The sequence below is a fragment of the Stenotrophomonas sp. RIT-551 genome (assembly GCF_026241915.1).
Classification (GTDB): domain Bacteria; phylum Pseudomonadota; class Gammaproteobacteria; order Xanthomonadales; family Xanthomonadaceae; genus Stenotrophomonas; species Stenotrophomonas bentonitica_A.
In genome coordinates this window covers 115,026-140,956 of the sequence record NZ_JAPJIU010000006.1, presented here as the reverse complement: position 1 = coordinate 140,956, position 25,931 = coordinate 115,026, and the positions used below count along the sequence as shown (strand labels likewise).

Genomic DNA, 25,931 nt, shown 5'->3' with positions numbered 1-25,931 from the left:
TCATGGGTATCACCATTCTTTTCACCGTGTTCGCGGTGCTGTTGCTGCTCGGTGTGCCGGTCGCGTTCGCGCTTGCCGCTGCCGCCCTGGCCACCCTGTGGTACCTGGATCTGCCGACGCTGGTGCTGGTCCAGCAGATCTCGGCCGGTACCGGTTCGGCCTCGCTGATCGCCATTCCGCTGTTCATCTTCGCCGGCGAAATCATGATGCGCGGCGGCATCTCCGAGCGCCTGATCTCGCTGGCGTCTTCGCTGGTCGGGCGCATGCGCGGCGGCCTGGGCCAGGTCTCGATCCTGTCCTCGCTGTTCTTCGGCGGTGTATCCGGTTCGGCCATCGCCGATGTCTCGGCGGTCGGCGGCACGATGATTCCGCAGATGGTCAAGCGCGGCTATGACCGTGACTTCGCGGTCAACGTCAGCATCACCGCCGCGCTGGTCGCGCTGCTGGTGCCGCCCTCGCACAACCTGATCCTGTTCTCGGCCGCGGCCGGGGGTGGCCTGTCGATCGCCGATCTGTTCGCGGCCGGCATCGTGCCGGCGCTGCTGATGACCGTCGCCCTGATGATCACCGGCTACGTGGTCGCGCGTCGTCGCGGCTATGGCGTGGAGATCTTCCCCGGCTGGCGCGCGGTGCTGCTGCGGCTGGTCTCGGCCCTGCCCGGCCTGGGCCTGGTCGCGCTGATCTTCATCGGTATCCGCGCCGGCATCTTCACCGCGGTGGAGAGCGCGGCGATCGCCGTGGTCTACGCCCTGCTGGTGACCACGGTGCTGTATCGCCAGCTGGACTGGCGCGAGTTCCTCGGCACGGTCACCCACGCCGCGCGCAGTACCGGCGTGATCCTGTTCGTGATCGCGACCGCGGCGGTGTTCGGCTGGCTGCTGGCCTATCTGGAAGTGCCGTCGGCGGCGGTCAATTTCCTCCAGTCGTTCGCGCACAGCCAGTTCATGGTGCTGTTGATGATCGTGATCATGCTGTTGCTGCTGGGCACCTTCATGGACCTGGCGCCGATGATCCTGATCTGCACGCCGATCTTCCTGCCGGTGGCCAAGGCCTACGGCATCGATCCGATCCACTTCGGCCTGGTGCTGGTGCTGACCGGTGGCCTGGGCCTGGTGACGCCGCCGGTGGGCTCGGTGCTGTTCATCGGGACCGCGATCGGCAAGATCAGCGTGGGTGAGAGCATGCGCTCGATCTGGCCGTTCTGGTTCGCTGCCCTCGGTGTGCTGCTGATCGTCACCTTCTTCCCGGAAATGTCGCTGTGGCTGCCCGCCCTGCTGCGCGCGTAAGCGTGCGGCGGCTGGCTGCCCTGCTGTGGGTCGCCCTGCCCTGCGCCGCCATGGCGCAGGGCCAGGACATCGCGCTGCGCGGCTTCCAGGACGGCATCAACCATTGGCAGAGCGGCCACGGCACGGATTACCCGCGCTATCGGCCCGATCAGTACCGGCAGATCGCCGACAACCTGGTCGCGCTGCAGCGGCGCGGTGGTGGCTGGGCGGTCAACCAGGATCCCCAGCGGATCCTCGACGAGGCCGCCAGGGCCCAGGTATCGGCCGACCAGGCCACGCCCGGCGGCAGCTTCGACAACCGCAACATCTACACCCAGGTCAGCTACCTGGCCGAGGCCTTCGCGCGCAGCGGGGAGGCCCGCTATCGCGATGCGGCCGTGCGCGGCCTGGACTTCATCCTCGCCGAGCAGATTCCAACGTGTGGCGGCTGGCCGCACTCGGTGCCGTCGCGCACCTCCTACCATGGCCATATCACCTTCGCCGACGATGTCACCAGCGGTGTGCTGACCACGCTGCGGCGGGTGCAGCGCGAGCCGGTGTTCGGCTTCATCACGGCCGATCAGCGTGCCCGCGTGGACGCGGCCGTGACCGCCGGCGATGCCTGCCTGCTGCGCCTGCAGGTGCGCCAGGACGGCGTGCCGACGATCTGGGCCGGTCAGTACGACCGCACCACCCTGCAGCCCGCGCAGGGCCGGAAGTTCGAACTGCCGGCGCTGGTCACCGACGAGAGTGTCGGCGTGGTCCGCTACCTGATGTCGATCCCGGATCCATCGCCGGAGGTGGTCGCCTCGGTCAACGCCGCCATGGCGTGGTTCCAGGCGCACGCGCTGACCGGCTGGCGGCTGGAGACCTTCCAGACCACGCCGGAACAGTTCCAGTTCCATCGCACCACGGTGGATCGCCGCCTGGTCGCCGATACGGATGCCCCACTGCTGTGGGGGCGCTTCCATGACCTGCGCGACAGTTCGGTGGTGCTGGCCAACCGGGAGGGCGAACGCGTGGCCACCTTCGATCAGATTCCGCGCGAGCGCCGCACCGGCTACCACTGGTACGGCACCTGGCCGCAGGCCCTGATCACCACCGAGTACCCACGCTGGCAACAGCGTCCTGCCGGGCCCGGGGCGCGCTGAGCGCGGCCGGCCCACGATACGTTCAAGGGAGAGAGACGATGCACTTGAGGAAGACCCTGGCGAGCTTCGCCACCGCCTGCCTGCTGCTGGCCGGCGCCGGACACGCCGCCGAGCCGGCCACCGCCTGGAAGCGCGGGATCGAGAACCAGCGCCAGGCCGACCTGGGCAACGGTACCTTCCTCAACCCGGTGTTCGCCGGCGACCGTCCGGACCCGTCCGTGCTCAAGGATGGCGACGACTATTACCTCACCCTGTCCTCGTTCGATGCCTACCCCGGCCTGCCGATCTGGCACTCGCGCGACCTGGTCAACTGGCAGCCGCTGGGCCATGCGATCACCAGGAACGTGGGGGCGATCTGGGCCCCGGACATCGTCAAGCACGGCAGCCGCTACTACATCTACTTCCCCGCCCGCACCGGGGAGACCCGCAGCAACTTCGTGGTCTGGGCCGACAGCATCAAGGGTCCGTGGAGCGAGCCGATCGACATCGGCCTGGGCAGCTACATCGATCCCGGCCATGCAGTAGGCGAAGACGGCAAGCGCTACCTGTTCCTCAGCGGCGGCGACTATGTGCAGCTGGCCGACGACGGCCTGAGCGTGGTCGGCACGCCCAAGCACGTCTACGACGGCTGGAAATACCCGGAAAGCTGGGACGTGGAGGCCTATGCGCAGGAAGGCCCGAAGATCAATTTCCGCGATGGCTGGTACTACATGACCACCGCCGTGGGCGGCACCGCCGGCCCGCCCACCGGGCACATGGTGATCACCGCGCGCTCGCGCTCGATCCACGGCCCGTGGGTGAACGCACCGAACAACCCGATCATGCGCACCCAGTCGGCCGCCGAGCCGTGGTGGTCGCGCGGCCACGCCACGGTGATCGAAGGCACCGACGGGCGCTGGTGGATGATGTATCACGGCTACGAGAACGGGTACTGGACGCTGGGCCGCCAGGCCCTGCTGGAGCCGATCGAATGGACCGCCGATGGCTGGTTCGTGGCCAAGGGCGGCGACCTCGGCCAGCCGCTGGCCATGCCTTCGGGCACATCGGTCGGCCAGCACGGCATGGCGTTGTCCGATGACTTCCGCGGCAAGACCCTCGGCGCACAGTGGTCGTTCTTCAACCCGGCCCAGGACGAGTACAAGCGCCTGGGCTTCACCGGCAAGGGCATGGTGCTGCAGGGCAAGGGCAGCACCCCGCGCGACAGCTCGCCGCTGACCGCCATCGCCGGCGACAAGGCCTACCAGTTCGAGGTCGAGATGGAGATTGCCCCGGGCGCGGTGGGCGGTGCCCTGCTCTTCTACAGCGACCGCCTGTACGTGGGCGTGGGCAGCAACGGCGAGAAGTTCATCATGCACCGCTACGGCGAGGAGCGCCCCACCCGGCTGGCCCCCAGCGCCACCGGTGGCACGCTGTGGCTGCGGGTGACCAACAACCGCCACATCGTGACCATCCACTCCAGCACCGATGGCAAAACCTGGCAGAAGTACCCGGTTCAGATGGAAGTCTCCGGCTACCATCACAATGTGGCGGGCAAGTTCCTGGCCCTGAAGCCGGCGATCTATGCTGCCGGTGACGGCAAGGTCCAGTTCCGGAACTTCCGCTACCGCGCCCTTGATTGAGCTCCCCGCTAGAATCCCCTGACTCATCCCCGGTTTGAACGACATGTCATTGCGCAGCAAAACCGATCCGTCGCCGCACGGATTGACCAAAGGCAAGGCCGCCACGATCAACGACATCGCGCGTCTGTCCGGGGTATCGAAGAAGACCGTTTCGCGGATCATCAACAACTCGCCGCTGGTGCGCAAGGACACGCGCGAGAAGGTCGAAGCGCTGATGCGCGAGGTCGGTTACACGCCGGACCCGCTGGCCCGGGGGCTGGCGTTCCGGCGCTCGTTCCTGATCGGCATGGTGTACGACAACCCGACCGCGCAGTACATCGTGGACATGCAGTACGGCGCGCTGGACGCGCTGCGCGGCTCCAGTTTCGAACTGGTCGTGCACCCCTGCGATTCGCGCAGCCCCGGCTACATCGAGGGGGTGCGCCGCTTCGTGCAGCAGCAGAAGCTGCACGGCGTGATCCTGGTGCCGCGTGCCTCCGAAGACCAGGCGCTGGTGGACATGCTCGATGAGATCGGCTGCCGCTTCACCCGGATCGCCTCGCTGCCGCTGGATGACACCTCGCAGATGGTGGTCACCCACGATCGCGACGGCGCGGCCGAAGCTGCCGATTACCTGCTTTCCCTGGGCCACCGCGACATCGCCCTGGTGACCGGCCCGAGCGCGTACCGCTCGGCGCACGAACGCACTGCCGGCTTCATCGATGCGCTGGCCAAGCGCGGCATCGAGCTGCCCCCCGCTCGCATCGTCGAGGCCGGCTATACCTTCGAATCCGGCGTGGCCGCGGCCGAAAAGCTGCTGCTGGGCAAGCAGCGCCCGACCGCCATCTTCACCGGCAACGATGAAATGGCTGCCGGTATCTACAAGGTCGCCCTGCGCGCGGGCATCAACATTCCGCGCCAGCTCTCGATCATCGGCTACGACGACAGCCCGCTGGCGTCGCGCCTGTGGCCGTCGCTGACCTCGGTGCGCCGCCACACGCGCGACACCGGCCGAACCGCCGCGGCCATGCTGATCCAGCCCGATGGCCAGGCGGTGATGCAGCACGCCAGCGTGCGCCCGCACCTGATCGTGCGCGACTCCTGCCAGCCGCCCGAGGATTGACGCGCGCCGCGATGGCAACGACGCGCGTTCATGATGAACGCGTCGCCACGCGCCCGTGCACTCCGTTGCCGATCGCACGGCTTTTCTGACATGGACACCACGCCGGGCCCGCCCCGGTCCATCGTGCGCTGCAAAATGACACCGGTTTACCAAATCGCTACAATCACTTGAAATCGCGCCGGGGCCGACGCATCGCCCCACCCCTGCTCTGGAGACGCCATGTACTGCAAGACCCACTACGCCACCCATCCCGACGCCATCAAGGGCGCCAGCAATGACGACCTGCGCGAGCTGTATCTGCTCGACGGTCTGTTCAACGCCGATGCGGTGACCCTGAAGTACACCCATTACGAGCGCTTCGTGCTCGGCGGTGCGGCCCCGGTCAACGGCCCGGTCTCGCTGCCCAAGCAGACCGAGCCGGCCTCGGCTGCCGGCCACGCGTTCCTGGAGCGCCGCGAGCTGGGCGTGATCAACGTCGGCGCCGGCAGCGGCACCGTCACCGTGGACGGCACCGTGTTCACGCTGGGTCCGAAGGATGGCCTGTACGTGGCCATGGGCAGCACGGAGGTGGTGTTCGCTTCCGATGACGCGGCCAACCCGGCGCAGTTCTACCTGGCCTCGACCCCGGCGCATGCGCGCTTCGAGACCAAGGCGCTGTCGATCAAGGACGCCGTGGCACTGGACCGTGGCGCGCTGGAAACCAGCAACGAACGCACCATCTACCAGTACATCGTGCCGGCCACCTGCCAGTCCTCGCAGCTGCTGCTGGGCCTGACCGTGCTCAAGCCGGGCAGCGTCTGGAACACGATGCCGCCGCACCTGCATGACCGCCGCAGCGAAGTCTATTTCTACTTCGACCTGGGCCAGAACGACCGCGTGTACCACTTCATGGGCGAGCCGGACGCGCAGCGCCACATCGTCATCCAGAACAACGAAGCCGTCGTCTCGCCGCCGTGGTCGATCCACATGGGCGCAGGCACCAGCAACTACGCCTTCATCTGGGCGATGGGTGGCGAGAACCTGGATTACACCGACATGCACGTGCTGGACATCTGCCAGCTGAAGTAACCCCGACGCGCCGCCGGCATCGCGCCGGCGGCGTCTGTTACGCATTGGACAAGGACTACATACGCAATGGCTAATCCGTTCAGTCTGGAAGGCAAGGTCGCCCTCGTCACCGGTGGCAACACCGGCCTGGGCCAGGGCATCGCGGTCGCATTGGCGCAGGCCGGTGCCGACGTCGCCGTGGCCGGCATCGCGCCGCCCACCGAGACCATCGAAAAGATCACCGCGCTGGGCCGTCGCTGCCTGGCGATCGAAGCGAACCTGATCAGCATCGAGCCGGTCGAGCGTGTCATCCGCGAAACCATCGAAGGCCTGGGCGGCCTGGACATCCTGGTCAACAACGCCGGCCTGATCCGCCGCGCCGACGCGGTGGAGTTCAGCGAGCAGGATTGGGATGACGTGATGAACGTCAACATCAAGTCCGCGTTCTTCATCTCGCAGGCCGCCGGCAAGCATTTCATCGCCCAGGGCCGCGGCAAGATCATCAACATCGCCTCGATGCTGTCCTTCCAGGGCGGTATCCGCGTACCGTCGTACACCGCCAGCAAGAGCGGCATCGCCGGCATCACCCGCCTGCTCGCCAACGAGTGGGCCAGCAAGGGCATCAACGTCAACGCGATCGCCCCGGGCTACATGGCCACGGACAACACCGCCGCACTGCGCGCCGATGAGGACCGCAACAAGTCCATCCTCGACCGCATCCCGGCCGCACGCTGGGGCACCCCGGAAGACCTCGGCGGCACCGCCGTGTTCCTGGCCTCCAGCGCTTCGGACTACGTCAACGGCGCAGTGCTGCCGGTTGATGGTGGTTGGCTCGCCCGGTAACACCATCGCTATGCGCTGGCGCTCCCACGATCTGCGCTGCAGATCGTGGGCCCCGAGCAATCGTTGCATCCAGACCCCCACCGCTTCGCGGTCGCCCCCTGACTCAGGGGGCTTTCCACCAGATGCACGCCGGTAGTGCCGGCCGCTGGCCGGCAGCTCTCCATCCAGGAGCATGACCATGCTGCGTTTGCTGTTGTCCCTGTCGTTCCTGCTCGCGGCCCCCAGCGCGCTGTGCGCCCCGCACCGCATCTTCATTGCCGGGGATTCCACCGCCGCCGAGTACGGCCCGGAGCGCGCGCCACAGGCCGGCTGGGGCCAGGCGTTGCAGAGCTATCTCGATCCCGCCGTGTGGGAGGTCCGCAACCATGCCAAGGGCGGCCGCAGCACGCGCAGCTTCATCGATGAGAAGCGCCTGGATGCGATCGCCGCCGAGCTCCAACGTGGCGACGTGCTGCTGATCCAGTTCGGACACAACGACGCCAAGTTCGAAGACCCCACGCGCTATACCGATCCTGCCGTTGCCTACCCGCAGTTCCTGAAGCGCTACGTGCAGCTGGCGCGCGACAAGGGCGCCACGCCGGTGCTGATCACCCCGGTGGCGCGGCTGCTGTACGACTTCGGCTCGCTGCTGGACACGCACGGTGTGTACACCCAAGCCGTGAAAGCGCTGGCGACACGCGAGCAGGTCGCGCTGATCGATCTCAACGACAGCTCCACGCGCTGGATCCGCGGGCTGGGCGAGCAGGGTGCCAAACCGTACTTCATGTTCGTGCCCGAGCAGAACAAGGCCGACGGCACGCACTTCAGCGTGGCCGGTGCGACGGCGGTGGCGTGCCTGGTGATGCGTGACTGGGTGGCGTTGCAGCCGGAACTCACCTCGGCGCTGAAGCGCGATATCGACTGCGAGGTGCGCAGTGCAGGGCAGGGCGGTGATGCGGCGAAGCCCTCGCGTGTCGTGCACGAACGCGATATCGCCGTGACCCAGCCGGGGCCGCACGGCGGGGCGGGGCCGACCACGGCGTATCCGTTTTTCGCCGAGGACACGGACCTCCCGTTCGTGCTGCGCAAGCGCGTGCTGCACAAGGGCGCGGGCATCGGCCTGCACCCGCAGCACAAGGACGAGATCTACTACATCGTCAGCGGGCAGGGCAGCTACGTGCTGGATGGCAAGCAGTACGACGTGGCGGCGGGGGATGCGCTGCTGACGCGGACCGGCAGCTCGCATGCGCTGCAGCAGGTGGGCGAGGAGGATCTGGTGGTGCTGCTGGCGTACCCGCGGTGATCGAAACCCAGCCGAGCACGGGCTCGGCTCTACACGGGCTGCGTTGCGCTGTAGCGCCGGGCCTACGCTCGGCCTGGCCCTACAAGGGCTCCGGGCCGAAGTGCTGCAGCCCCAGCCGCGCCAGGTCTTCCGGGCGCTCGAAATAGGCTTCGTCGAAGGCGTGCAGGGCGGCCTGCTCCTCATCGGTCATCGCGCCGTACAGGTCGGTCAGTTCCTTGATTTCCGGGTCGTCCTCCAGCCGGTCCAGCAAGCCACGCATTCCTGCCAGGATCGCGTGGGTCTGCACCGCACCCATTGCCTGCAGCGCGCGCAGCGCCAGCTGGCAGGTCGGGTCGCCCCAGTTGCACAGGAACTGCATGAAGCCCCCGTTGTTGATGTCCGCCTCCATGCGCCACAGCGCGACCAGCTGCTGGTCCTCATCGGACAGCGCATCCAGCGACCATTCGGCCGATTTCAGCCGCGCCAGGGCCGCCTCGTAGCGGTCGTCCCACACCTGGTTCGGCACATCGACCACGCCCTTCTTGCGCGCGGGAAGCAGTGCCGGCCAGTTCACGCCCAGCCCATCGGGCGTGAGCACCCACTGCGCGCGCTGCAGGGCATCGGCCTCGTGCAGCGCAGGTGCCCAACGTAAGGGTTGCCGGGTGCGCCTGCCATCGGCGAGGGCCAGCAGGACGAAGTCGTCGTCGAAATCGACGGTGGCCACGCGCAGGGAAGCGAAAACATCGGTCATGCGGGTCAGGATACCGGACCGGCCAGCGCGCTCACACGTCGCCGCCGTCTTCCCAGCCTTCGCCCGTACCCTTCTGGAATACGCGGTCGCCGTCCTGCACCTCACCGGCCGGCAGGTGTTCCTTGGCCTCCAAGGCGGCATAGATCGGGGTGAAGTCCGGCGCGGTGGCCTGCATCAACTGCTCGAAGCTGTCGATGACGAAGTAGGTCTTCTGGAAGGTGTCGATCCGGTAGCGGGTGCGCATGATCCGCTCCAGATCGAAACCGATCCGGTTCGGTGCGGCCGACTCCAGCGAGTACAGCGATTCGCCCTTGGACGACACGATGCCGGCGCCGTAGATGCGCAGGCCCTCATCGGTGTTGATCAGCCCGAATTCCACCGTGTACCAGTACAGGCGGGTGAGGTGCTGCAGCGCCTCCGGGCCGATCGCATGCGCCTTGACGCCGCCGCGGCCGTACGCGGCCATGTAATCGGCGAACACCGGGTTCATCAGCAGCGGCACGTGCCCGAACAGGTCATGGAACATGTCCGGTTCGGCGATGTAGTCGATCTGGTCCGGGCGGCGGATCCACCACGTCACCGGGAAGCGGCGGTTGGCCAGATGGTCGAAGAAATCCAGTTCCGGCAGCAGCCCCTCCACACCCACCAAGGTCCAGCCGGTCGCCGCGCCGAGCACCTCATTGAGCTGGTCGAAGCGCGGGATCATGTGCGCGCTCATGCCCATCTCGTCCTGCGCATGCAGGAACTCCTTGCTGGCGCGGCCGACCAGCAATTCGCGTTGGCGCCGGAACAGCGTGCTCCAGGTCGCGTGGTCGTCGGCGGTATAGCTGTCCCAGGGCTGTTCCACGATGGCAGTGGTATAGACCGGCACGTATCCCTTGTCGGTCTGCTGGTGTTCGACGCGGCGGGGGGCGGTGGCGGTTTCCATCGTGGTGGTCTCCTGGGAAGTCATCTGTCGATGCTAGGGCAGGGCGCGCGCAAGAGGTTTGCAAAGTTGCGCGGATATGGCCTGTTGGCGCAATATCATTGCGTCCACATCATGTTGCGGGGCAGCAATGACCGGAGATGCCCAGTTCGACCGCACGGATCTGCGCTTGCTGGCGGAAATCCAGCAACACGGGCGTGCCACCAACGCCGAGCTCGCCGCCCGGGTCAACCTGTCTCCATCGGCCTGCCTGCGGCGGGTCCAGCGGCTGGAAAGCGAGGGCGTGATCGCCGGGTATGGCGCCCGCCTTGAGCCGCGTCAGATCGGCCTGGGCCTGCAGGCCTTCGTCCGCGTGCAGCTGGAGAAACACGACCAGCACGCCATTGGTGTGTTCGCCGACAGCGTCGTGGAATGGGATGAGGTGGTGGCCTGCCACGCGCTCACCGGCGACATGGACTACCTGCTGCACATCTACGTGCGCGACCTGGAGCACTTCTCCAGCTTCCTGCTCGACAAGCTGCTCAATGCCGCCGGCGTGGCCGACGTCAATTCCAGCTTCGTGCTGCGCACGGTCAAGGAATTCCGCGCGCTGCCGTTGTCGCAGCTGGAATGACGCCGATCGCCCTCGCGATCGCCAGGTAGAGCCGACCGTTGGTCGGCTGCCCCAACCCCATGGCCCCGCGGCAACGTCGCTCGAACGGCAGCCGACCAACGGTCGGCTCTACCGGTGGCGGGGTTTCAGCCCTCGCACTTTTCCTTGCGCCCCATCAGCCGGCCCACGCGCGAAGGCGCATCGCACTTGGGCGTGGCCGGCGGCGGGGCCAGGGCCGCGGCACGCGCCTTCTGCAGCTGCTGCACCTTGGCGCGGATCTGCGGCATCGCCGCCATCGCGGCCTTCTCGCCTTCCAGGATCGCGTTGTTGCGCTGGCCGAAGTCGGCCGCGCCGATGTCCAGCACCTTGGGCCGGATGATCACGTCCGCGCGTGCCAGTTCCTGCTCGCCCAGGCGCTGGCCCATGATCGAGATCGACTGGTTGACGATGCCGAGCATGCCGGTCGGCGCCTTGCCGCTGGCCTTGCTGGAGATGTCCACGGCGATCACGATGTCCGCGCCGAGCTGGCGCGCCGCATCGACCGGCACCGGGCTGACCACGCCGCCGTCGATGTAGTTGTACTTGCCGATCTTCACCGGCTCGAACACGCCGGGGATGCTGCTGGAGGCGCGCACGGCCTGGCCGACATTGCCACGCACGAACACCGTGCGCTCGCCGGTTTCCAACTGGGTGGCGACCGCGGCGAACGGCTTGCTCAGCTTCTCGGCGGGGCGGTTGTCGACCTGGGCGTTGACGTAGTCCTGCAGCTTCTGGCCCTGGACCAGGCCACCGGAGAACAGGCGCACGTCGCGGATGCTGGCTTCATCCAGGGCCACCGCCTTGGACTGCATCTGGAACGCGTCCATGCCGCTGGCATACAGCGCGCCGACCACGCTGCCGGCGCTGGTGCCGGATACCACCACCGGCTCGAAGCCGTTGGCCTCCAGCATCTTGATCACACCGATATGGGCGAAGCCCTTGGCCGCGCCGCCGCCGAGCGCGATGCCGATCTTGACCGGCTTGGCCGGGGTCACCGGCACGGCCGCCGGCGGCGGGGTGGGGCGCACGGGATCACCGCCGCAACCGGCCAGCAGGCCGAGCAGGGCAACGGACAGCGTCAGGCGGGTACGGCGCAGTGAGGTCATCGGCGTGGCAACGTGAATGGGCATCGAGGGCCGCCAGCATACCGAAGCGCTGGCGGACCCGGCAGGGCGGCAGGGCAGGGCATTCAGGAGATGACCGGACATGTCGGGACGCGATCGCCGTCACAACGCGCAGGCTCGGGAGCAGGTAATGAATAGCCGTTGTTTGCGGCTCTGTTGCTGTACTGCAACAATTGTCTGGTAGCGCCGGTCCACCACCCCTCCCAACACAGCCTAAACGCCATGTTCCCGAACCGCACTGCCCACGGCCGTTTCCCGTCCGTGCACCCGCTCGTTGTCGCGCTTGCCGCCCTGCTGCCATTGACGGCCGCAGCCCAGGATGCCCCCGCCACCAAGGATCCGGTCGCCCTCGATACGCTGCAGGTCACGGCGCAACGCCGCGTCGAAAACGCCAAGGACGTGCCGGTCTCGATCTCGGCCATCCAGGGTGAAAAGCTCGACGTGCTCGGTTCGGCCGGCGATGACATCCGCTTCCTGTCGGCGCGTGTGCCCAGCCTGAACATCGAATCGTCCTACGGCCGTGCCTTCCCGCGTTTCTACATCCGCGGCCTGGGCAACACCGATTTCGACCTCAATGCCTCGCAGCCGGTCTCGCTGGTGTATGACGATGTGGTGCAGGAAAGCCCGCTGCTGAAGGGCTTCCCGCTGTTCGACCTGGCCGGTGTGGAAGTGCTGCGCGGCCCGCAGGGCACGCTGTTCGGCCGTAATACCCCGGCGGGCGTGGTGAAGTTCGATTCGGCGCGTCCCTCGCAGGATGCCGACGGCTACATCAAGGTCGCCTACGGCAGCTACAACACCTGGAACACGCAGGGCGCCTACGGCGGCCCGCTGACCGACCGCTGGTCGGCACGCGTCTCCGCGCTGTATCAGCGCCGCGACGACTGGGTCACCAACACCCGCCAGGGCGCCCCGGCGCAGGGCTTCGAGGGGTATGACGAAGCCGCTGCCCGCGTGCAGTTCCTGTACGAAGGCGATGATGTCGAAGCGCTGTTCAACCTGCACAAGCGCAAGCTCAACGGCACCGCGCGCCTGTTCCGCGCCAACATCATCAAGCCGGGCACCAACCAGTTGGTCGAGAACTTCGACCGCGATGAAGTCTCCACCGATGGCCAGAACTTCTCCGACCTGGAAACCTGGGGCGGCAGCGCGCGCCTGAAGTGGGACCTGGGCCGCGTGACCCTGCACTCGATCACCGGTTACGAGACCGCCGAATCGCTCAACCACGGCGACATCGACGGCGGTTACGGTGCCAGCTTCCTGGGCGCCGGCAACTACGGTCCGGGCAACATCCCGTTCGCCTCCGAATCGGCCGATGGCCTGCCGCACCACCGCCAGTGGACCCAGGAATTCCGCGTGGAATCCAATGAATGGGGCCGCTTCGACTGGCAGGCCGGCGTCTTCTACTTCGATGAAGACGTCACCATCGACAGCTTCAACTACGACTCGCTGACCCCGGGCAATCCGCAGACCGGCCACGCCGTGCAGCAGCAGCGCAACAAGGCCTGGGCGGCCTTCGCCTCCGGCGATTTCGACGTGACCGAGCGCTTCAAGCTGCGCGGTGGCGTGCGCTACACCCAGGACAAGAAGGACTTCAGCGCCAGCGTGCTGCAGGCCGTGCCGTTCGGTACGCCGGTCAGCGGCCCGTACATCGCCAAGACCGACGTCAACGACGTCAGCTGGGACCTGAGCGGCGTCTACCAGATCACCGACAACCTCAACGCGTATGCCCGTGTGGCCAAGGGTTTCCGCGCGCCGTCGATCCAGGGTCGCCTGGCCTTCGGTGGCGTCTCGCAGGCGGATTCGGAGAAGGTGATCTCGTATGAAGCCGGCATCAAGGCCGACCTGTTCGACCGCCGCGCACGCCTGGGCTTCAACGTGTTCCGCTACAACGTCGATGGTCAGCAGCTGATCGCCGTGGGTGGCAGCAACAACACCGCGACCCTGCTCAACGCGGACAAGACCATCGGCCAGGGCGCCGAGCTCGACTTCGAGGCCTACCTGACCGACCACGTCCTGCTGACCCTGGGCAGCAGCTACAACGACACCGAGATCAAGGACAAGGATCTGGCGGTGGCGATCTGTGGCGGCGGCTGCACCATCACCGACCCGACCACGGTCATCGATGGCGGCACCTACGCACTGGTCAACGGCAACCCGCTGCCGCAGGCGCCGAAGTGGATCCACAACCTGACCCTGCGCGCCGGCTTCCCGGTCAACGATGCCAGCGAGTTCTATGTCTACACCGACTGGGCTTACCGCAGCGAAGTGAACTTCTTCCTGTACGAGTCCCCGGAGTTCCGCAGCCGCTCTTCGCTGGAAGGTGGCCTGCGCCTGGGCTACAACTGGGATTACGGCCAGTACGACGTGGCCGTGTACGGCCGCAACCTGACCGACCAGGTGCGCGTGGTCGGCGCGATCGACTTCAACAACCTGACCGGATTCCTCAACGAACCGCGCACGTTCGGCGTGGAGTTCACCGCGAAGTTCTGATGGTAGGTACCCACCGTTGGTGGGTACGCTGTGGAAACGAAAACGGCGCGGAGAAATCCGCGCCGTTTTTTGTTGCATTGCCGTCTAATCGCGGCATTCGACGTAAGATCAAAGGCATGGACGTAACGGACTACAAGCGATCTACACGGCGATGGGCGTTCCTGTTCTGGGCGACCATGGATGCGGTCCAGGTCGCTTTCTACGCCTTGTCGGCACTGCAACGCGGACGGACTCCCTACGCCGATGATGTTCATGGGTCGCTGGCCGTTCTGCAAAGCCATGGGTACGCCACCCTGCTGATGCTGGTGCCAAGCTGGATGCTGCAGGCAAGCCTGATTGCATCGGCTGTACTGCTGCTGCGCCATAGCCGATATGGCGTGCTTGTGGCGTACGCGCAGATACCGTTGCGGCTGATGTTTCTAGTGCCGTCGGTGCCCTTTGCGTTGTCGGCGCTTCAGGGCCTCACCATGGCCCCGGCCGCCAGCGTGCTGATGGCGGTGGGGCTGATGTTGGTGATCGAGCTGCTCAAGATGGGGACGTTGCGTCGAAAGCCTGGTCTCCCTGCTGTCCGCGGCAACGTCCAGTAACGTCCAGTAAGGTGTCGCGTTGTGACAGGCCGCCTTACAACGCGCTCGCCGGCCGCACCTTCAACACCGCTTCTTCAGCCGCACAATCCCGCGCCGAATGCAGCCCTGCCTTGCGTGCCGCGGCGATCTCCTTGCGTGCCGCCAGCAGGTCACTGTTGAACGCGGCGTTGTCATGCAGGCGTGCCACGGCGGCAGCGCCCATGAAGCGGCCTTCGAGGATATCGCTCTGCCAATGCACGTTGCAGACCAGGCGGCTCTCGCCGTAGTTGCGGCCGCGTGCCTGGATCGCGTCGGCGCGGTCCGGGGCGATCTCCGAGAGGATCAGGGCCCAGGCCCAGCCGATCGAGGTATGGCCGGACGGATACGAGCCATTGCCGCGCAGGTCCTGTTCGTCTTCCGGCGAGCAGGTGGGTTCGTTGTTGACCATGAACGGCCGCGCGCGCTGGTAGTGCTTCTTCGCCGTGCGGGTGGCCGCGCTGGCATCGATCCGGCTGCGTTCCAGCAGGCGGTACAGGGCCGGCGTCTTGACCGCATCCACGTCGACATCGATCGCGCAGGAGAACTGATTGGCACCGGCGGGGAAGGCTAGTTCCGCGTCGCGGTGGGCCTGTTCGAAGCGCGGGCTGCCGCGCAGGGCACGGGCCTCACGGCTGACCTGTTCGTCCAGCGCGAAGCCGGCCGAACCGGCGGCCGGCGGTGCCGGTACCAGTGCCAAGCTGTCCGGCACGGCGCTGCCCTGCAGGTAGCCGACCGCCTTGGTGGTGACCGACGCTTCCACCGCCGTGGTGCGCGGTGCCGCCGTTGACGAACAGCCGGCAAGGGCGGCGAACAGGGCGGTCACCAGCATCGGGCGAACGGCAGCAGAGCGCGGGAACGACGACATCGGCAGGTCTCGAAGAGGGGGAGCCGCATGATCGCAGCTTCATCCGGCCACGGGAGCGGCCGGGCGGCATCCGGCCAGATCCGGCATGGCCGTGCCGCAGTAGGGGGCCGCGGGCCCCCTTTCGCGTTCACCCCGCGAACGCGCTCAACCGGCCGGCCTGATCCACCACGCGGATCGGGCCGCCGAACAGCTCGGACAACGGTCCGTCCCGCAGCAGTTCCGCGCGCGGGCCATCGGCGAGGATCTTGCCACCGCGCAGCATCACCACCCGCTCGATCTCGGGAATGATCTCCTCGATGTGGTGGGTCACCAGCACCAGCGTGATGCCCTGGCGGGCGAGCTCGCGCATGGTGGCGATCAACTGCTCGCGGGCGATCAGGTCCAGCCCGGTGGAGGGCTCATCCAGCAGCAGGGCCTGCGGCCGGTTCACCAGCGCCCGGGCGATCAGCACGCGCCGGGTCTCGCCGGCCGACAGCTCGGCATAGCCACGCTGCAGCAGGGGCAGGGCGCCGGTCATGGCCAGGGTTTCACGCGCGCGTTCGCGCATCTCCGGGGTCACTTCGCGGAAGGCCGGCACCACGAAGCTGGCGAAGAAGCCGGTCAGCACCGCCTCTTCCACGGTCAGCCCGGGCATGTCCGAGAGGTTGCTGCTCAGGTCGCCGGTGACGATGCCCAGCTGCGAGCGCAGCCGGTCCACCTGCCAGCGGTTCTGGCCGAGCACGCGCACCGCCACCGTGCCATCGCCATGCGCCAGCGGGTAAAGCTCGCGGGTGATGAGCTTGATGAAGGACGACTTGCCGCAGCCATTGGGGCCCAGCAGGGCGGTGTGCTGGCCCTGTTCGATGCGCAGGCTGAGATCGTGCAGGACCCGGACCTGCCCGCGGATGACACAGGCGCGGTCGAGCTCGATCAGGGGGACGGAGGAGGCCGGCACCACCGGCGAGGCTGCGACTGTCATGAATGCGGGGGCATGCTCACGAAGGTAAGGGAGGAACTGAATGACTGCGCAAAAATGGCATCGAAGGGATGAAGTTTGCAACGTCAGGCCCCATCATGTCCGAAGGTGTACCCGTTTCCTTGCTGGCCGACTGCGGCCCGGAGTTCTGCGATGCTCGATACGCTCCTCAACTTCCTGACCGGCGGCGTCGTCGGCCTTGGCTGGTGGGGCATGGCGCTGGTGCTGCTGGTATTCACGCAGCTCACCATCTTCGCCGTGACCCTGTATCTGCATCGCAGCCAGGCGCACCGGGGGGTGGATTTCCATCCGGTCATCGCGCACTTCTTCCGGTTCTGGACCTGGCTGACCACCTCCATGATCACCAAGGAGTGGGTGGCGATCCATCGCAAGCACCACGCCAAGGTGGAAACCGATGAAGACCCGCACAGCCCGGTGACCAAGGGCATCGGCATGGTGTTCTGGCGCGGCGTGGAGCTGTACCGCGAGGCCCGCGCGATGCGTGCGGACATCGAGCAGTACGGCCGCGGCGCCCCGGATGACTGGATCGAGCGCCACCTGTACACCCCGCACGCCAATCTCGGCCCGGTCGCGCTGCTGGTCATCAACAGCGTGCTGTTCGGCCTGCCCGGCGTGGCCTTGTGGGCGATCCAGATGGCCTGGATCCCGTTCTGGGCCGCCGGCGTCATCAACGGCCTGGGCCACTGGTGGGGCTACCGCAACTTCGAATCGGCCGATACCTCCACCAACCTGACCCCGTGGGCGTTCTGGGTGGGTGGCGAAGAGCTGCACAACAACCATCACGCCTTCCCCAGTTCGGCGCGCTTCTCCATGCGCCGCTGGGAGTTCGACATCGGCTGGGCGGTGATCCGCGGCCTGCAGGCCCTGCGCCTGGCCAAGGTGCTGCGCGTAGCACCGAGCATGGACGTGCGCCCGAACATCGCCGTGCCGGATGCGGAAACCCTCAAGGCCCTGCTGTCGCACCGCTTCCAGGCGATGACCGATTACCAGCGCAACGTGTTCGTGCCGGCCCTGCGCGAAGAGGCCGCGATGGCGGGCGCCAAGCTGCGCAAGCTGCTGCCGCGCCGCATGCGCCGTGGCCTGGTCAACGACGGCCGCTGGCTCAAGCCGGATTGCCGCGCCCAGCTCAGCACGTGGGTCGAACAGCGACCGCGCATCCGCGTGCTGGTGGAACACCGTGCCCGCCTGGCGGCCCTGCTGGAAGCGCGTGGCAACGACGCCGCCGAGCGCCTGAAGCTCCTGCAGGCGTGGTGCCACGAGGCCGAAGCCAGCGGCATCGCCGCGCTGCAGAACTACGCCGCACGCCTGAAGGGCTACGCACTGACGGCGAACTGATCGATGCGCCTCCCGACCGGGAACGTCTCCGCAAAACGCCGCCTTGTGCGGCGTTTTGCGTGTCTGGGCCTGGCCGTTGGCGTGCTGGGCGCGACGGCACAGGCGCAGGTCACCGATACCGGCAGCTACCTGCAGCGCATGGACACCGACGGCGACGGACGGGTCAGCGTGGAGGAATACGTGCAGTGGCTGCTGTACGCCTTCGATCACATGGACCGCAACGGCGATGGCGTGCTCCGTGCCGATGAACTGCCCGGCGGCAAGGGCGCCCCGATCACCCGCGAACAGCAGCGGCAGACCCTGATCCAGCGCTTCCACAAACAGGATGCCAATGGCGACGGGTATTTGAGTGCGCGCGAGTTGGCTGCGCCGCCGCGCTGAGCGTCACTCGGACCGTAGCGGGGCAGCCCGCCGCTCTACCGCGGTTCATCGGGGGACGCCTTAGAATTCCTCCCATGCCCGAGCTCCCCGAAGTAGAAACCACCCGCCGCGGCCTTTCCCCGCACCTGGAAGGCCGCAGCATCCACGGCGTGATCCTGCGCCGGCCCGACCTGCGCTGGCCGATTCCGCCGGAGATCAGCGAGCAGCTGCCCGGGCAGGCAATTGAAGCGGTCCGCCGTCGCGCCAAATACCTGCTGCTTGATACCGCCATCGGCAGCGCGGTGCTGCACCTGGGCATGTCCGGCAGCCTGCGCGTGCTGCCCGGCGATACGCCGGTTCGCGCACACGACCATGTGGACATCAGCCTGGACAACGGGCGCCTGCTGCGCTTCAACGACCCGCGCCGCTTCGGCAGCCTGCTGTGGCAGCCGGCGGGGGAAACCCATGCCTTGCTGGCCGGGCTGGGTCCGGAGCCGCTCGACGACGCCTTCGATGGCGACTACCTGTTCGCCCGCAGCCGCGGCCGCAGCGCGTCGGTGAAGACGTTCCTGATGGACCAGGGCATCGTGGTCGGCGTCGGCAACATCTACGCTGCCGAAAGCCTGTTCATGGCCGGGATCAATCCGCTGCGCGAGGCCGGTAAGATCTCCCGCGCGCGCTACCAGCGCCTGGCCGATGCGGTGAAACAGATCCTGGCCTATGCCATTACCCGGGGCGGCACCACCCTGCGCGATTTCATCAATCCGGACGGGGCGCCGGGGTACTTCGAGCAGGAGCTGCTGGTCTACGGGCGTGAAGGCGAGCCCTGCCGCCAGTGTGGCCGGCTGCTCCGCCACGCCACCATCGGCCAGCGCGCCAGCGTCTGGTGCGGGCACTGCCAGCGCTGAATCGTCGCGCGCCTGTCGCCCATCGGGCGGTATAGTCCGGCCAACGTCACCGGCGGGGGTGTGCGATGGACGAAGGACCGGATATCACCGTGTGGCTGGATTCGGCCCGGGCGGGCGACCGCGCCGCGCTCGACCGGGTCCTGACCCTGCTCTACCAGGAGCTGCACAGCATGGCCCGCCGGCAGCTGGCCGGTCAGCAGGGCCGCACCCTGGATGCCACCTCGCTGGTGCACGAGTCGTACCTGAAGCTGCTCGGCTCGCGGGGCGCCGCGCGCTTCGAGGACCGCGCGCATTTCTTTGCCTACGCCGCCTCGGCAATGCGCAGCGTGGTGGTCGATTACGCGCGCAACCGGCTGGCGCGCAAACGCGGCGGTGACCTCAAGCGGGTGGAACTGCCGGAGAACAGCAGCAGCGGCGTGCGCCTGGATGAAGACCTGCTGGCGCTGGATGTCGCGCTGGCGCAGCTGCACGCGGTGGATGCACACCTGGCCAAGGTGGTGGAACTGCGGTACTTCGCCGGCCTGTCCGAGCAGGAAATCGCCGACCTGTGCCAACGCTCGGAGCGCAGCATCCGCCGCGACTGGCAGAAGGCGCGCATGTTCCTGCTGGCGTCGGTCGGGGAGCCCTGAAAGCCCACGCATCGTCCGGGGAGAGGACCGATGGAGGCGTCACGCTGGCGGCAGTTGTCCTGCCTGCTGGATCAATTGCTGGAACTGCCCGAACCGGCGCGTGAGCAGCGGCTGTCGCGCCTGCGTGTGGACGATCCGGGCCTGGCCGAGGATGTGGAGCGCCTGCTCGCCCACGAGCGCGACAGCCACGAGTTCCTGGCCCAGCCGTTGTGGACCGCCGCGCCGGAGGACAGCCGGGTAGGCACGCGGGTCGGGCCGTACCGGCTGCTGCGCCCGCTCGGCGAGGGCGGCATGGGCGAGGTCTGGCTGGCCGAGCGTGCCGATGGCCTGTACGAGCGCCAGGTCGCCCTGAAGCTGCTGCGCAGCGGTTATGCCGATCCCGGCCTGCGCCAGCGCTTCAGCCGCGAACGCGAGATTCTGGCGCGGCTGCAGCACCCGAACCTGGCCCATCTGCTGGATGCCGGCGTGGATCTGCAGGGGCAGCCTTACCTTGCGCTGGCCTACGTGGAAGGCGAGCCGATCACCGAGCACTGCCAGCGCCTGGCGCTCCCGCTGGAGCGGCGCCTGCAGCTGATGCTGCAGGTCTGCGCGGTGGTCAGCCACGCGCACGCGAACCTGATCGTGCACCGCGACCTCAAGCCCTCCAACATCCTGGTCACCGCCGAGGGCGAGGTGAAACTGCTGGACTTCGGCATCGCCAAGCTGCTCGACGATGACGAGGGCAAACCGCCCGTGCATCCTCCCACCGAAGCGCGGGCGTTCACCCTGCACTACGCCGCGCCGGAACAGGTCCGCGGCGAGCCGGTCTCCACGCTGACCGATGTCTATTCCCTGGGCGTGGTGCTGTTCGAGGTGATCACCGGGCAGAAGCCCTATCGCCTGCGCCGGCACAGCGATGCGGAGTGGGAGCGCTCGATCCTGGAGGTGCAGGCCCCGCGCGCCTCGGCGGTGGTGGCGCGCGTGGCGGCCGCCGGGGGTGAGCAGGCGGTGGCGGCCAGGCGCCTGTCGCGGCGGCTGCGCGGCGACCTGGACACCATCCTGCTCAAGGCCCTGCAGAAGGAACCCGGGCAGCGCTACGCCTCGGTGGAAGCGCTGGCCCAGGACCTGCGCCGCTTCCTCGAAGGCCGCCCGATCCATGCCCGGCCGCAGCACGTGGGTTACCGGCTGCGCAAATACCTGGGCCGCCACCGCTGGGGCGTGGCGCTGGGCAGCATGGCGGTGCTGGCCCTGCTCGCACTGGCGCTCACCGCGCTGTGGCAGATGCAGCAGGCCCGCCGTGAAGTGGCGCGCGCCCAGGCGATGGAGGATTTCACCGTGGGCTTGTTCGACCGGGCCGCTGGCGTGCGCCACGGCAGTTTCGATCTGCGCCAGCTGCTGGCCACCGGACAGCAGCGGGGCGAGGCGGAACTGCGCGATCAGCCACTGTCGCTGGCCGAACTGGAAGGTGTGATCGGCCGCCTGCGGATCGGCATGGGCGACTACCAGCTGGGGCTGCAGACGCTCGATCACCAGCGCGCGCTGCTCGAGCAGGCCGGCGAGGTGCCACCGGCGCTGCAGCTGGAAGCGGTGACCCAGCGTGGGCGGGCCCTGCGCATGCTGGGGCGCTCGCGCGAGTGCGTGACCCACCTCACGCCGATGCAGGCATTGGCCACGCAGCAGCGTCTGCGGCTGCCGACGGTCGTGGCCGAGTACCACACCCAGTTGGGGCGCTGCCAACAGCTGCTGGGCTACCGCGACAACGCCCGTGCCTCCTTCGAGCAGGCGCGGGTGCTGCGCCGTGATGTGCTGCGTGATACGCAGGGCACTGCGGAGAGCCTGGCCGACCTGGCCGCGCTGGACAGCGACGATGGCCGTGCGGCGGCCGCATTGGCCGGCTACCGGCAGGCGCTGCAGCTGCTGCAGGCCAAGGCCAGCGCGCGCAACCCGCAGTTGATCGCGCTGCGGCGGCACATGGGCGAGACGCTGGCCGCACAGGGCGACCTCGACGCTGCCGGGCAGGCGCTGCAATCGGCCGGCGCCGATGCGGTGGCACTGTACGGGCCGGATCACCCGGAAACCCTGTCGATCCGTCGTCTGCGCGCGCTGCTGGCGCTGCAGCGCGGTGACCTGCAGCAGGCGCAGGCCCAGTTGCAGCAGGTGCATCGCCTGACCCGGCAGGCGCTGGGTGAACAGCATCGCGATACCGGCCTGACCTGGCATGCGCTGGGGCGGCTGGCGCTGGAGCGCGGTGACAGTGCCACCGCGATCGATGACCTGGGCCGCGCCGTGGCGATCTGGCGCCAACCCGATTGCGTCGGCCTGCTGCCGCAGGGCCTGTACGACTATGCCGCTGCCCTGGCCCAGGGCGGGCGTTGGCAGGCCGCCCTGGCCGCCCTGCACGAGGGGCGGCAGTGGCAGGCCGCGCAACGCGGCGACGACGATGCGTCCGTGCAGCAGGCCGATCGGCAGATGGCCGAGATCGTCAGTGCGCAGGGTGATCCACGCCAGGCCGGCGAGCAGTTGGCGGCGCTGATGCGTCGGGCGGACCGTGCCGGGCCCTCCAGCCCGGCGCTGCAGCGCGCGTTGCAGCTGGCCTGGGGCCGCAACCTGGGCCGGATGGGCCAGACCGTGGAAGCGCGCCGCGCGCTGGCGCCCTTGCTGGTGGGCGACGCCGCCGACCTCGACAGCCGTGCCCTGCGCTGGCGCGCGCGCGCGGCGATGGCGCAGCTGGACTGCGGCACCTCCCCGGCGCGCGCGCGCGAAGCACTGGGCCAGCTTCGGCAGGAGCTGCAGGTACAGTGGCCGCAGGGCGGGCAGTTGCTGCAGGAGGTGAACCGGCTGCGGCAGGACTGCGTGCCGGCGCAGGTCGCCGCCGGGCCCTGACCGTGCTGGCTGAACGCCGCCGCGCATTCACCTCGGCGAATTAACGTCTGCGTGCCTATGATGGCCGGCCCTTCCCTGCCATCGCTGCCTGCATGCAACGACGCGACTTCCTCCGCAATGCCTCCGTGGCCCTGGCCGCTTTCGGCCTGCCCGCACTGCCGGCCTGCGCCGCGCAGGGCAACCAGGTCGGCCTGCGCCGGCTGGGCCAGCCGCAGCCGTTCGATTTCGCCTCGCTCAAAGGGCAGGCCCGCGCGCTGTCCCAAGCCGCCTACCAGAGCCACAAGCGAACGTTGCCGGGCCCGGTGGAAGGGCTGGACTGGGACCAGTACCAGTCCATCCAGTACCGTCAGGACCACGCCCTGTGGGCCGACCAGCCCGGGCGTTACCAGGCCAAGTTCTTCCACCTGGGGCTGTACTTCCATTCCCCGGTGCGGATGTTCGACGTGACCGACGGCAAGGCGCAGGAACTGGCCTATGACGGCGCCGCCTTCGATTACGGCAAGAGCGGCCTGAAGGGCAGCCACCTGCCGGCCGACCTGGGCTTTGCCGGCTTCCGCCTCAATACCCGCAAGGACACCGACCGCGACTTCGCCGCGTTCCTCGGTGCCAGCTATTTCCGCGCGGTCGGCAAGGAGGGCCAGTACGGCCAATCCGCGCGCGGCCTGGCGATCGACACCGGCATGGGCAAGCCCGAGGAATTCCCGGATTTCATCGCCTACTACCTGGAGCAGCCGGCAGCGGACTCGGACACGCTGGTGGTCTACGCCCTGCTGGATTCACCCAGCACCACCGGCGCCTACCGCTTTGCGATCACCAACGGCGATGTGCTGTTGATGGACATCGACTGCGCGCTGTACCCCCGCAAGGCGATCGAGCGCCTGGGCATCGCCCCGTGCACCAGCATGTACCAGGTCGGCGAGAACGACCGCCGCATGGCCTGGGACTGGCGCCCGGAGATCCACGATACCGATGGCCTGTCGATGTGGACCGGCGCCGGCGAATGGATCTGGCGCCCGCTGTGCAACCCGTACAATCTGCGCTTCAACATGTTCGTGGACAACAACCCGCGCGGCTTCGGCCTGCTCCAGCGCGACCGCAACTTCGACCATTACCAGGACGACGGCGTCTTCTACGAGAAGCGTCCGTGCCTGTGGGTCGAACCGAAGGGGCAATGGGGCAAGGGCTCGGTGCAGCTGGTTGAAATCCCGACCGTGGATGAGACCTTCGACAACATCGTGGCGTTCTGGAATCCCGAGGCCAAGCCGCAGCCGGGCCAGGAGCTGCTGCTCGGCTACCGCCTGTACTGGGGCGCGGAGCCGCCGGCGCGCCCGCCGCTGGCGCACTGCGTGGCCACCCGTACCGGCCTGGGCGGGGTGATCGGCAAGAAGCGCGAGTACTTCTCGTGGCGCTTTGCGGTCGATTTCGAAGGGGGCGAACTGGCCGCGATGATCGACAAGGGCGAAGTCGAGGCCGTCGTGCAGGTCAGCCGTGGCCGCACCGAGATCGTTTCGGCGCGCCCGCTGCGCGAGATCAAGGGCTACCGTGCGATGTTCGACGTGGTGCCGCCGGATGACTCGACCGAGCAGATCGACATCCGCCTGTACCTGCGCAGTGGCGGGAAAACGCTGACCGAAACCTGGCTCTATCAGTACAGCCCGCCGCCGAAGGGCGCGGCGGAGCGCACGTTGTACTGAGGCGCCTGGGTGAGGCTGACGGGGAGGCGGGTCAACCGGCCTGCAACGGGTCGATACGGCCTTCACCGCGCATGATCTTCTTGAACTCTGCGCGGCTTACCGACACATAGCGCTCGTTGCCGCCGATCTCCACCTGCGGCCCGTCCTGCACCGCGTGGCCGTGCTCGTCCACGCGCACGGTCATCGTGGCTTTCTTGCCGCTGTGGCAGATCGTCTTGATCTCCTGCATCTCATCGGCCCAGGCCAGCAGGTACTGGCTGCCTTCGAACAGCTCACCGCGGAAATCAGTGCGCAGGCCGTAGCAGAGCACCGGGATGCGCATCTGGTCGACCACCTCGCTGAGCTGCCACACCTGGCTGCGACTCAGGAACTGCGCCTCATCCACCAGGACGCAGCCCAGCGGGCCGTGCGCGGCGATGTCCTCGGCGATCAGCTGCTGCAGGTCGGTGTCGGGGTGGAACGCGATCCCGTCCGCCTTCAGGCCGATCCGCGAGGCGACCACGCCGTGCCCGGCGCGATCATCCAGCCGCGGGGTCAGGATGGCCACGCGCATGCCCCGCTCGCGGTAGTTGTGCGCCGACTGCAGCAGGGTCGTGGTCTTGCCGGCGTTCATCGCCGAATAATAGAAATAGAGCTTGGCCATGCCGGGATTTTATCCGTTCGGCGGCCCCGGCATGGCACCGGATCGGTTCAGTCCCGCAAGCCCGGTACCGTGGTCGGCATGCCGACCTCCACGCTCCCGGTGCCGATCGCACGCCCGGCCGCCTCCAGCTGCCGCGCCTGCCATTGCCAGTACTGGGCCGGCTGCCAGTATTCGTCCCGATAGAACACGTCCGGCTCCACGTAGCGCTGGCCGCGATCATCGCGGACCAGCATGCGCATGCCGCCGACCGAGCCGGTACGGCTGCCGGTGACCTCACTCAGCCCGCGCCGGAGTTCACGCTCCAACCGGGGCTGGGCCACGGTGTCGCCGAACTCGGCGTACAGGGCCTGGCCTTCCTGCACCGCGCGGGTCTGCTCGTCCGGGGTCAGCGCAGCCCAGTAGCGCTCACGCAGCACCAGCAGGAACTCGGTCCCGCGCTCGGCGGCCAGGTCCATCCAGGCGTAGGCCAGCGCCCGGTCCTGCCCGCCGCCCTGGCCGTTCCACCACATCTCGGCCAGCGCGGCCTGGGACAGTTTGTCGGCATGGCGGGCGCCGAGGCGGTAGAAACGCCGCGCTTCCTCGAGGCGGCCGCGCGCCTGGGCCTCCTTGCCGAGCTTGCGGTAACGCAGGTCGGGGTGCCGGTTCAGGAAGGCGTCGGTGTCCTGCGCATCCTGGGCACGCAGGTCCGGCTGGCTCGACTGCCCCCAGGCGGGCAGGGCCGCGAGGGCCGCGACCAACATCCACACCCCGCGTCCTTTCCTGCTCACTGCCATGCGTCGCGTCCTCTGCGTCGATCAGGACAATGGATACCCCACCCCCGTGAAGGCGTCAATCCGGGCGGTGGC

23 protein-coding genes are annotated in these 25,931 nt (G+C 68.0%); 16 read left to right on the top strand and 7 right to left on the bottom strand.

Translation table 11 applies throughout. The annotated features are described in order from the left end of the window. Positions 1-2: 2 nt before the first annotated feature. From ORK51_RS09665 to ORK51_RS09635, 7 genes are all read left to right on the top strand, one after another. Complete coding sequence (locus ORK51_RS09665; RefSeq protein WP_019184091.1) at positions 3-1,286, top strand: TRAP transporter large permease; 1,284 nt, start codon at positions 3-5, stop codon at positions 1,284-1,286. Then, positions 1,259-2,416 (top strand): pectate lyase, encoded by a 1,158-nt coding sequence (gene pelA / locus ORK51_RS09660; protein WP_070426312.1) that lies wholly within the window; start codon positions 1,259-1,261, stop codon positions 2,414-2,416. Before ORK51_RS09665 ends, pelA begins: the two co-directional genes overlap by 28 nt. A 38-nt stretch (positions 2,417-2,454) precedes the next feature. Continuing rightward, entirely contained in the window at positions 2,455-4,035 is a 1,581-nt protein-coding gene (locus ORK51_RS09655) for a family 43 glycosylhydrolase (RefSeq protein WP_070426313.1), read from the top strand. 43 nt (positions 4,036-4,078) lie between these two features. Beyond that, positions 4,079-5,137: a LacI family DNA-binding transcriptional regulator gene (locus tag ORK51_RS09650; RefSeq protein WP_046274231.1), complete on the top strand. Its 1,059-nt coding sequence runs from the start codon at positions 4,079-4,081 to the stop codon at positions 5,135-5,137. Positions 5,138-5,356: 219 nt separating this feature from the next. Further along, positions 5,357-6,205, top strand: a complete 849-nt coding sequence (kduI, locus tag ORK51_RS09645) for a 5-dehydro-4-deoxy-D-glucuronate isomerase (protein ID WP_070426314.1) — start codon at positions 5,357-5,359, stop codon at positions 6,203-6,205. Between the two features lie 66 nt (positions 6,206-6,271). Continuing rightward, positions 6,272-7,027, top strand: coding sequence for a 2-dehydro-3-deoxy-D-gluconate 5-dehydrogenase KduD (gene kduD / locus ORK51_RS09640; protein WP_070426315.1), 756 nt, complete (start codon positions 6,272-6,274; stop codon positions 7,025-7,027). A 178-nt stretch (positions 7,028-7,205) separates the two neighbouring features. Beyond that, a complete protein-coding gene (locus ORK51_RS09635; RefSeq protein WP_070426316.1) occupies positions 7,206-8,309 on the top strand; it encodes a GDSL-type esterase/lipase family protein in 1,104 nt (367 codons plus the stop codon). A gap of 79 nt (positions 8,310-8,388) precedes the next feature. On the opposite strand, the gene ORK51_RS09630 is transcribed toward ORK51_RS09635, so the two are convergent. Then, positions 8,389-9,039: a DMP19 family protein gene (locus ORK51_RS09630; RefSeq protein ID WP_070426317.1), complete on the bottom strand. Its 651-nt coding sequence runs from the start codon at positions 9,037-9,039 to the stop codon at positions 8,389-8,391. Between the two features lie 31 nt (positions 9,040-9,070). Beyond that, on the bottom strand, positions 9,071-9,967 hold the full coding sequence (gene phhA / locus ORK51_RS09625; protein WP_070426318.1) for a phenylalanine 4-monooxygenase: 897 nt from the start codon (positions 9,965-9,967) through the stop codon (positions 9,071-9,073). A gap of 127 nt (positions 9,968-10,094) precedes the next feature. On the opposite strand from phhA, the gene ORK51_RS09620 reads away from it, so the two are divergent. Continuing rightward, on the top strand, positions 10,095-10,577 hold the full coding sequence (locus ORK51_RS09620; protein ID WP_019184100.1) for an Lrp/AsnC family transcriptional regulator: 483 nt from the start codon (positions 10,095-10,097) through the stop codon (positions 10,575-10,577). Positions 10,578-10,702: 125 nt separating this feature from the next. On the opposite strand, the gene ORK51_RS09615 is transcribed toward ORK51_RS09620, so the two are convergent. Further along, the gene (locus tag ORK51_RS09615; RefSeq protein WP_019184101.1) at positions 10,703-11,701 is read right to left on the bottom strand and encodes a patatin-like phospholipase family protein; all 999 of its coding nucleotides are present in this window, start codon (positions 11,699-11,701) and stop codon (positions 10,703-10,705) included. Positions 11,702-11,941: 240 nt separating this feature from the next. Between ORK51_RS09615 and ORK51_RS09610 the strand changes: the two genes are divergently transcribed. Next, a complete protein-coding gene (locus ORK51_RS09610) occupies positions 11,942-14,209 on the top strand; it encodes a TonB-dependent receptor (protein WP_019184102.1) in 2,268 nt (755 codons plus the stop codon). Continuing rightward, positions 14,209-14,796 (top strand): hypothetical protein, encoded by a 588-nt coding sequence (locus ORK51_RS09605; protein ID WP_266084802.1) that lies wholly within the window; start codon positions 14,209-14,211, stop codon positions 14,794-14,796. Before ORK51_RS09610 ends, ORK51_RS09605 begins: the two co-directional genes overlap by 1 nt. Before the next feature lie 34 nt (positions 14,797-14,830). On the opposite strand, the gene ORK51_RS09600 is transcribed toward ORK51_RS09605, so the two are convergent. Next, a complete protein-coding gene (locus ORK51_RS09600; protein WP_070426321.1) occupies positions 14,831-15,679 on the bottom strand; it encodes an acid phosphatase in 849 nt (282 codons plus the stop codon). A gap of 127 nt (positions 15,680-15,806) precedes the next feature. Further along, the gene (locus tag ORK51_RS09595) at positions 15,807-16,637 is read right to left on the bottom strand and encodes an ABC transporter ATP-binding protein (protein ID WP_070426322.1); all 831 of its coding nucleotides are present in this window, start codon (positions 16,635-16,637) and stop codon (positions 15,807-15,809) included. A gap of 150 nt (positions 16,638-16,787) precedes the next feature. Here ORK51_RS09595 and ORK51_RS09590 point away from each other — a divergent pair, with 150 nt between their 5' ends. From ORK51_RS09590 to ORK51_RS09565, 6 genes are all read left to right on the top strand, one after another. Then, entirely contained in the window at positions 16,788-17,990 is a 1,203-nt protein-coding gene (locus ORK51_RS09590) for a DesA family fatty acid desaturase (protein ID WP_070426323.1), read from the top strand. A 3-nt stretch (positions 17,991-17,993) separates the two neighbouring features. Continuing rightward, complete coding sequence (locus ORK51_RS09585) at positions 17,994-18,371, top strand: EF-hand domain-containing protein (protein WP_070426324.1); 378 nt, start codon at positions 17,994-17,996, stop codon at positions 18,369-18,371. A 74-nt stretch (positions 18,372-18,445) separates the two neighbouring features. Beyond that, positions 18,446-19,258, top strand: coding sequence for a bifunctional DNA-formamidopyrimidine glycosylase/DNA-(apurinic or apyrimidinic site) lyase (gene mutM / locus ORK51_RS09580; RefSeq protein ID WP_070426325.1), 813 nt, complete (start codon positions 18,446-18,448; stop codon positions 19,256-19,258). 65 nt (positions 19,259-19,323) lie between these two features. Then, complete coding sequence (locus ORK51_RS09575; protein WP_019184109.1) at positions 19,324-19,887, top strand: ECF-type sigma factor; 564 nt, start codon at positions 19,324-19,326, stop codon at positions 19,885-19,887. A gap of 30 nt (positions 19,888-19,917) precedes the next feature. After that, complete coding sequence (locus ORK51_RS09570; protein ID WP_266084801.1) at positions 19,918-22,749, top strand: serine/threonine-protein kinase; 2,832 nt, start codon at positions 19,918-19,920, stop codon at positions 22,747-22,749. 92 nt (positions 22,750-22,841) lie between these two features. Next, complete coding sequence (locus tag ORK51_RS09565; protein ID WP_266084800.1) at positions 22,842-24,443, top strand: OpgD/OpgG family glucan biosynthesis protein; 1,602 nt, start codon at positions 22,842-22,844, stop codon at positions 24,441-24,443. A 31-nt stretch (positions 24,444-24,474) separates the two neighbouring features. On the opposite strand, the gene ORK51_RS09560 is transcribed toward ORK51_RS09565, so the two are convergent. Together ORK51_RS09560 and ORK51_RS09555 are read right to left on the bottom strand one after the other, a co-directional pair. Next, entirely contained in the window at positions 24,475-25,086 is a 612-nt protein-coding gene (locus tag ORK51_RS09560) for a thymidine kinase (RefSeq protein WP_070426327.1), read from the bottom strand. Positions 25,087-25,133: 47 nt separating this feature from the next. Beyond that, entirely contained in the window at positions 25,134-25,826 is a 693-nt protein-coding gene (locus tag ORK51_RS09555; protein ID WP_070426328.1) for an SEL1-like repeat protein, read from the bottom strand. Positions 25,827-25,931 lie beyond the last annotated feature (105 nt).

Excerpts from the sequence above, each read along its gene's own strand:
- ORK51_RS09560 (WP_070426327.1), bottom strand. The coding sequence starts at position 25,086 with ATGGCCAAGCTCTATTTCTATTATTCGGCGATGAACGCCGGCAAGACC.
- ORK51_RS09585 (WP_070426324.1), top strand. The coding sequence starts at position 17,994 with ATGCGCCTCCCGACCGGGAACGTCTCCGCAAAACGCCGCCTTGTGCGG.
- ORK51_RS09615 (WP_019184101.1), bottom strand. The coding sequence starts at position 11,701 with ATGACCTCACTGCGCCGTACCCGCCTGACGCTGTCCGTTGCCCTGCTC.
- ORK51_RS09665 (WP_019184091.1), top strand. The coding sequence starts at position 3 with ATGGGTATCACCATTCTTTTCACCGTGTTCGCGGTGCTGTTGCTGCTC.
- ORK51_RS09555 (WP_070426328.1), bottom strand. The coding sequence starts at position 25,826 with ATGTTGGTCGCGGCCCTCGCGGCCCTGCCCGCCTGGGGGCAGTCGAGC.
- ORK51_RS09600 (WP_070426321.1), bottom strand. The coding sequence starts at position 15,679 with ATGTCGTCGTTCCCGCGCTCTGCTGCCGTTCGCCCGATGCTGGTGACC.
- ORK51_RS09620 (WP_019184100.1), top strand. The coding sequence starts at position 10,095 with ATGACCGGAGATGCCCAGTTCGACCGCACGGATCTGCGCTTGCTGGCG.
- ORK51_RS09565 (WP_266084800.1), top strand. The coding sequence starts at position 22,842 with ATGCAACGACGCGACTTCCTCCGCAATGCCTCCGTGGCCCTGGCCGCT.
- kduD (WP_070426315.1), top strand. The coding sequence starts at position 6,272 with ATGGCTAATCCGTTCAGTCTGGAAGGCAAGGTCGCCCTCGTCACCGGT.
- ORK51_RS09605 (WP_266084802.1), top strand. The coding sequence starts at position 14,209 with ATGGTAGGTACCCACCGTTGGTGGGTACGCTGTGGAAACGAAAACGGC.
- ORK51_RS09610 (WP_019184102.1), top strand. The coding sequence starts at position 11,942 with ATGTTCCCGAACCGCACTGCCCACGGCCGTTTCCCGTCCGTGCACCCG.
- phhA (WP_070426318.1), bottom strand. The coding sequence starts at position 9,967 with ATGGAAACCGCCACCGCCCCCCGCCGCGTCGAACACCAGCAGACCGAC.
- ORK51_RS09650 (WP_046274231.1), top strand. The coding sequence starts at position 4,079 with ATGTCATTGCGCAGCAAAACCGATCCGTCGCCGCACGGATTGACCAAA.
- ORK51_RS09570 (WP_266084801.1), top strand. The coding sequence starts at position 19,918 with ATGGAGGCGTCACGCTGGCGGCAGTTGTCCTGCCTGCTGGATCAATTG.
- kduI (WP_070426314.1), top strand. The coding sequence starts at position 5,357 with ATGTACTGCAAGACCCACTACGCCACCCATCCCGACGCCATCAAGGGC.
- ORK51_RS09655 (WP_070426313.1), top strand. The coding sequence starts at position 2,455 with ATGCACTTGAGGAAGACCCTGGCGAGCTTCGCCACCGCCTGCCTGCTG.
- ORK51_RS09630 (WP_070426317.1), bottom strand. The coding sequence starts at position 9,039 with ATGACCGATGTTTTCGCTTCCCTGCGCGTGGCCACCGTCGATTTCGAC.
- mutM (WP_070426325.1), top strand. The coding sequence starts at position 18,446 with ATGCCCGAGCTCCCCGAAGTAGAAACCACCCGCCGCGGCCTTTCCCCG.
- ORK51_RS09595 (WP_070426322.1), bottom strand. The coding sequence starts at position 16,637 with ATGACAGTCGCAGCCTCGCCGGTGGTGCCGGCCTCCTCCGTCCCCCTG.
- ORK51_RS09575 (WP_019184109.1), top strand. The coding sequence starts at position 19,324 with ATGGACGAAGGACCGGATATCACCGTGTGGCTGGATTCGGCCCGGGCG.
- ORK51_RS09590 (WP_070426323.1), top strand. The coding sequence starts at position 16,788 with ATGCTCGATACGCTCCTCAACTTCCTGACCGGCGGCGTCGTCGGCCTT.
- ORK51_RS09635 (WP_070426316.1), top strand. The coding sequence starts at position 7,206 with ATGCTGCGTTTGCTGTTGTCCCTGTCGTTCCTGCTCGCGGCCCCCAGC.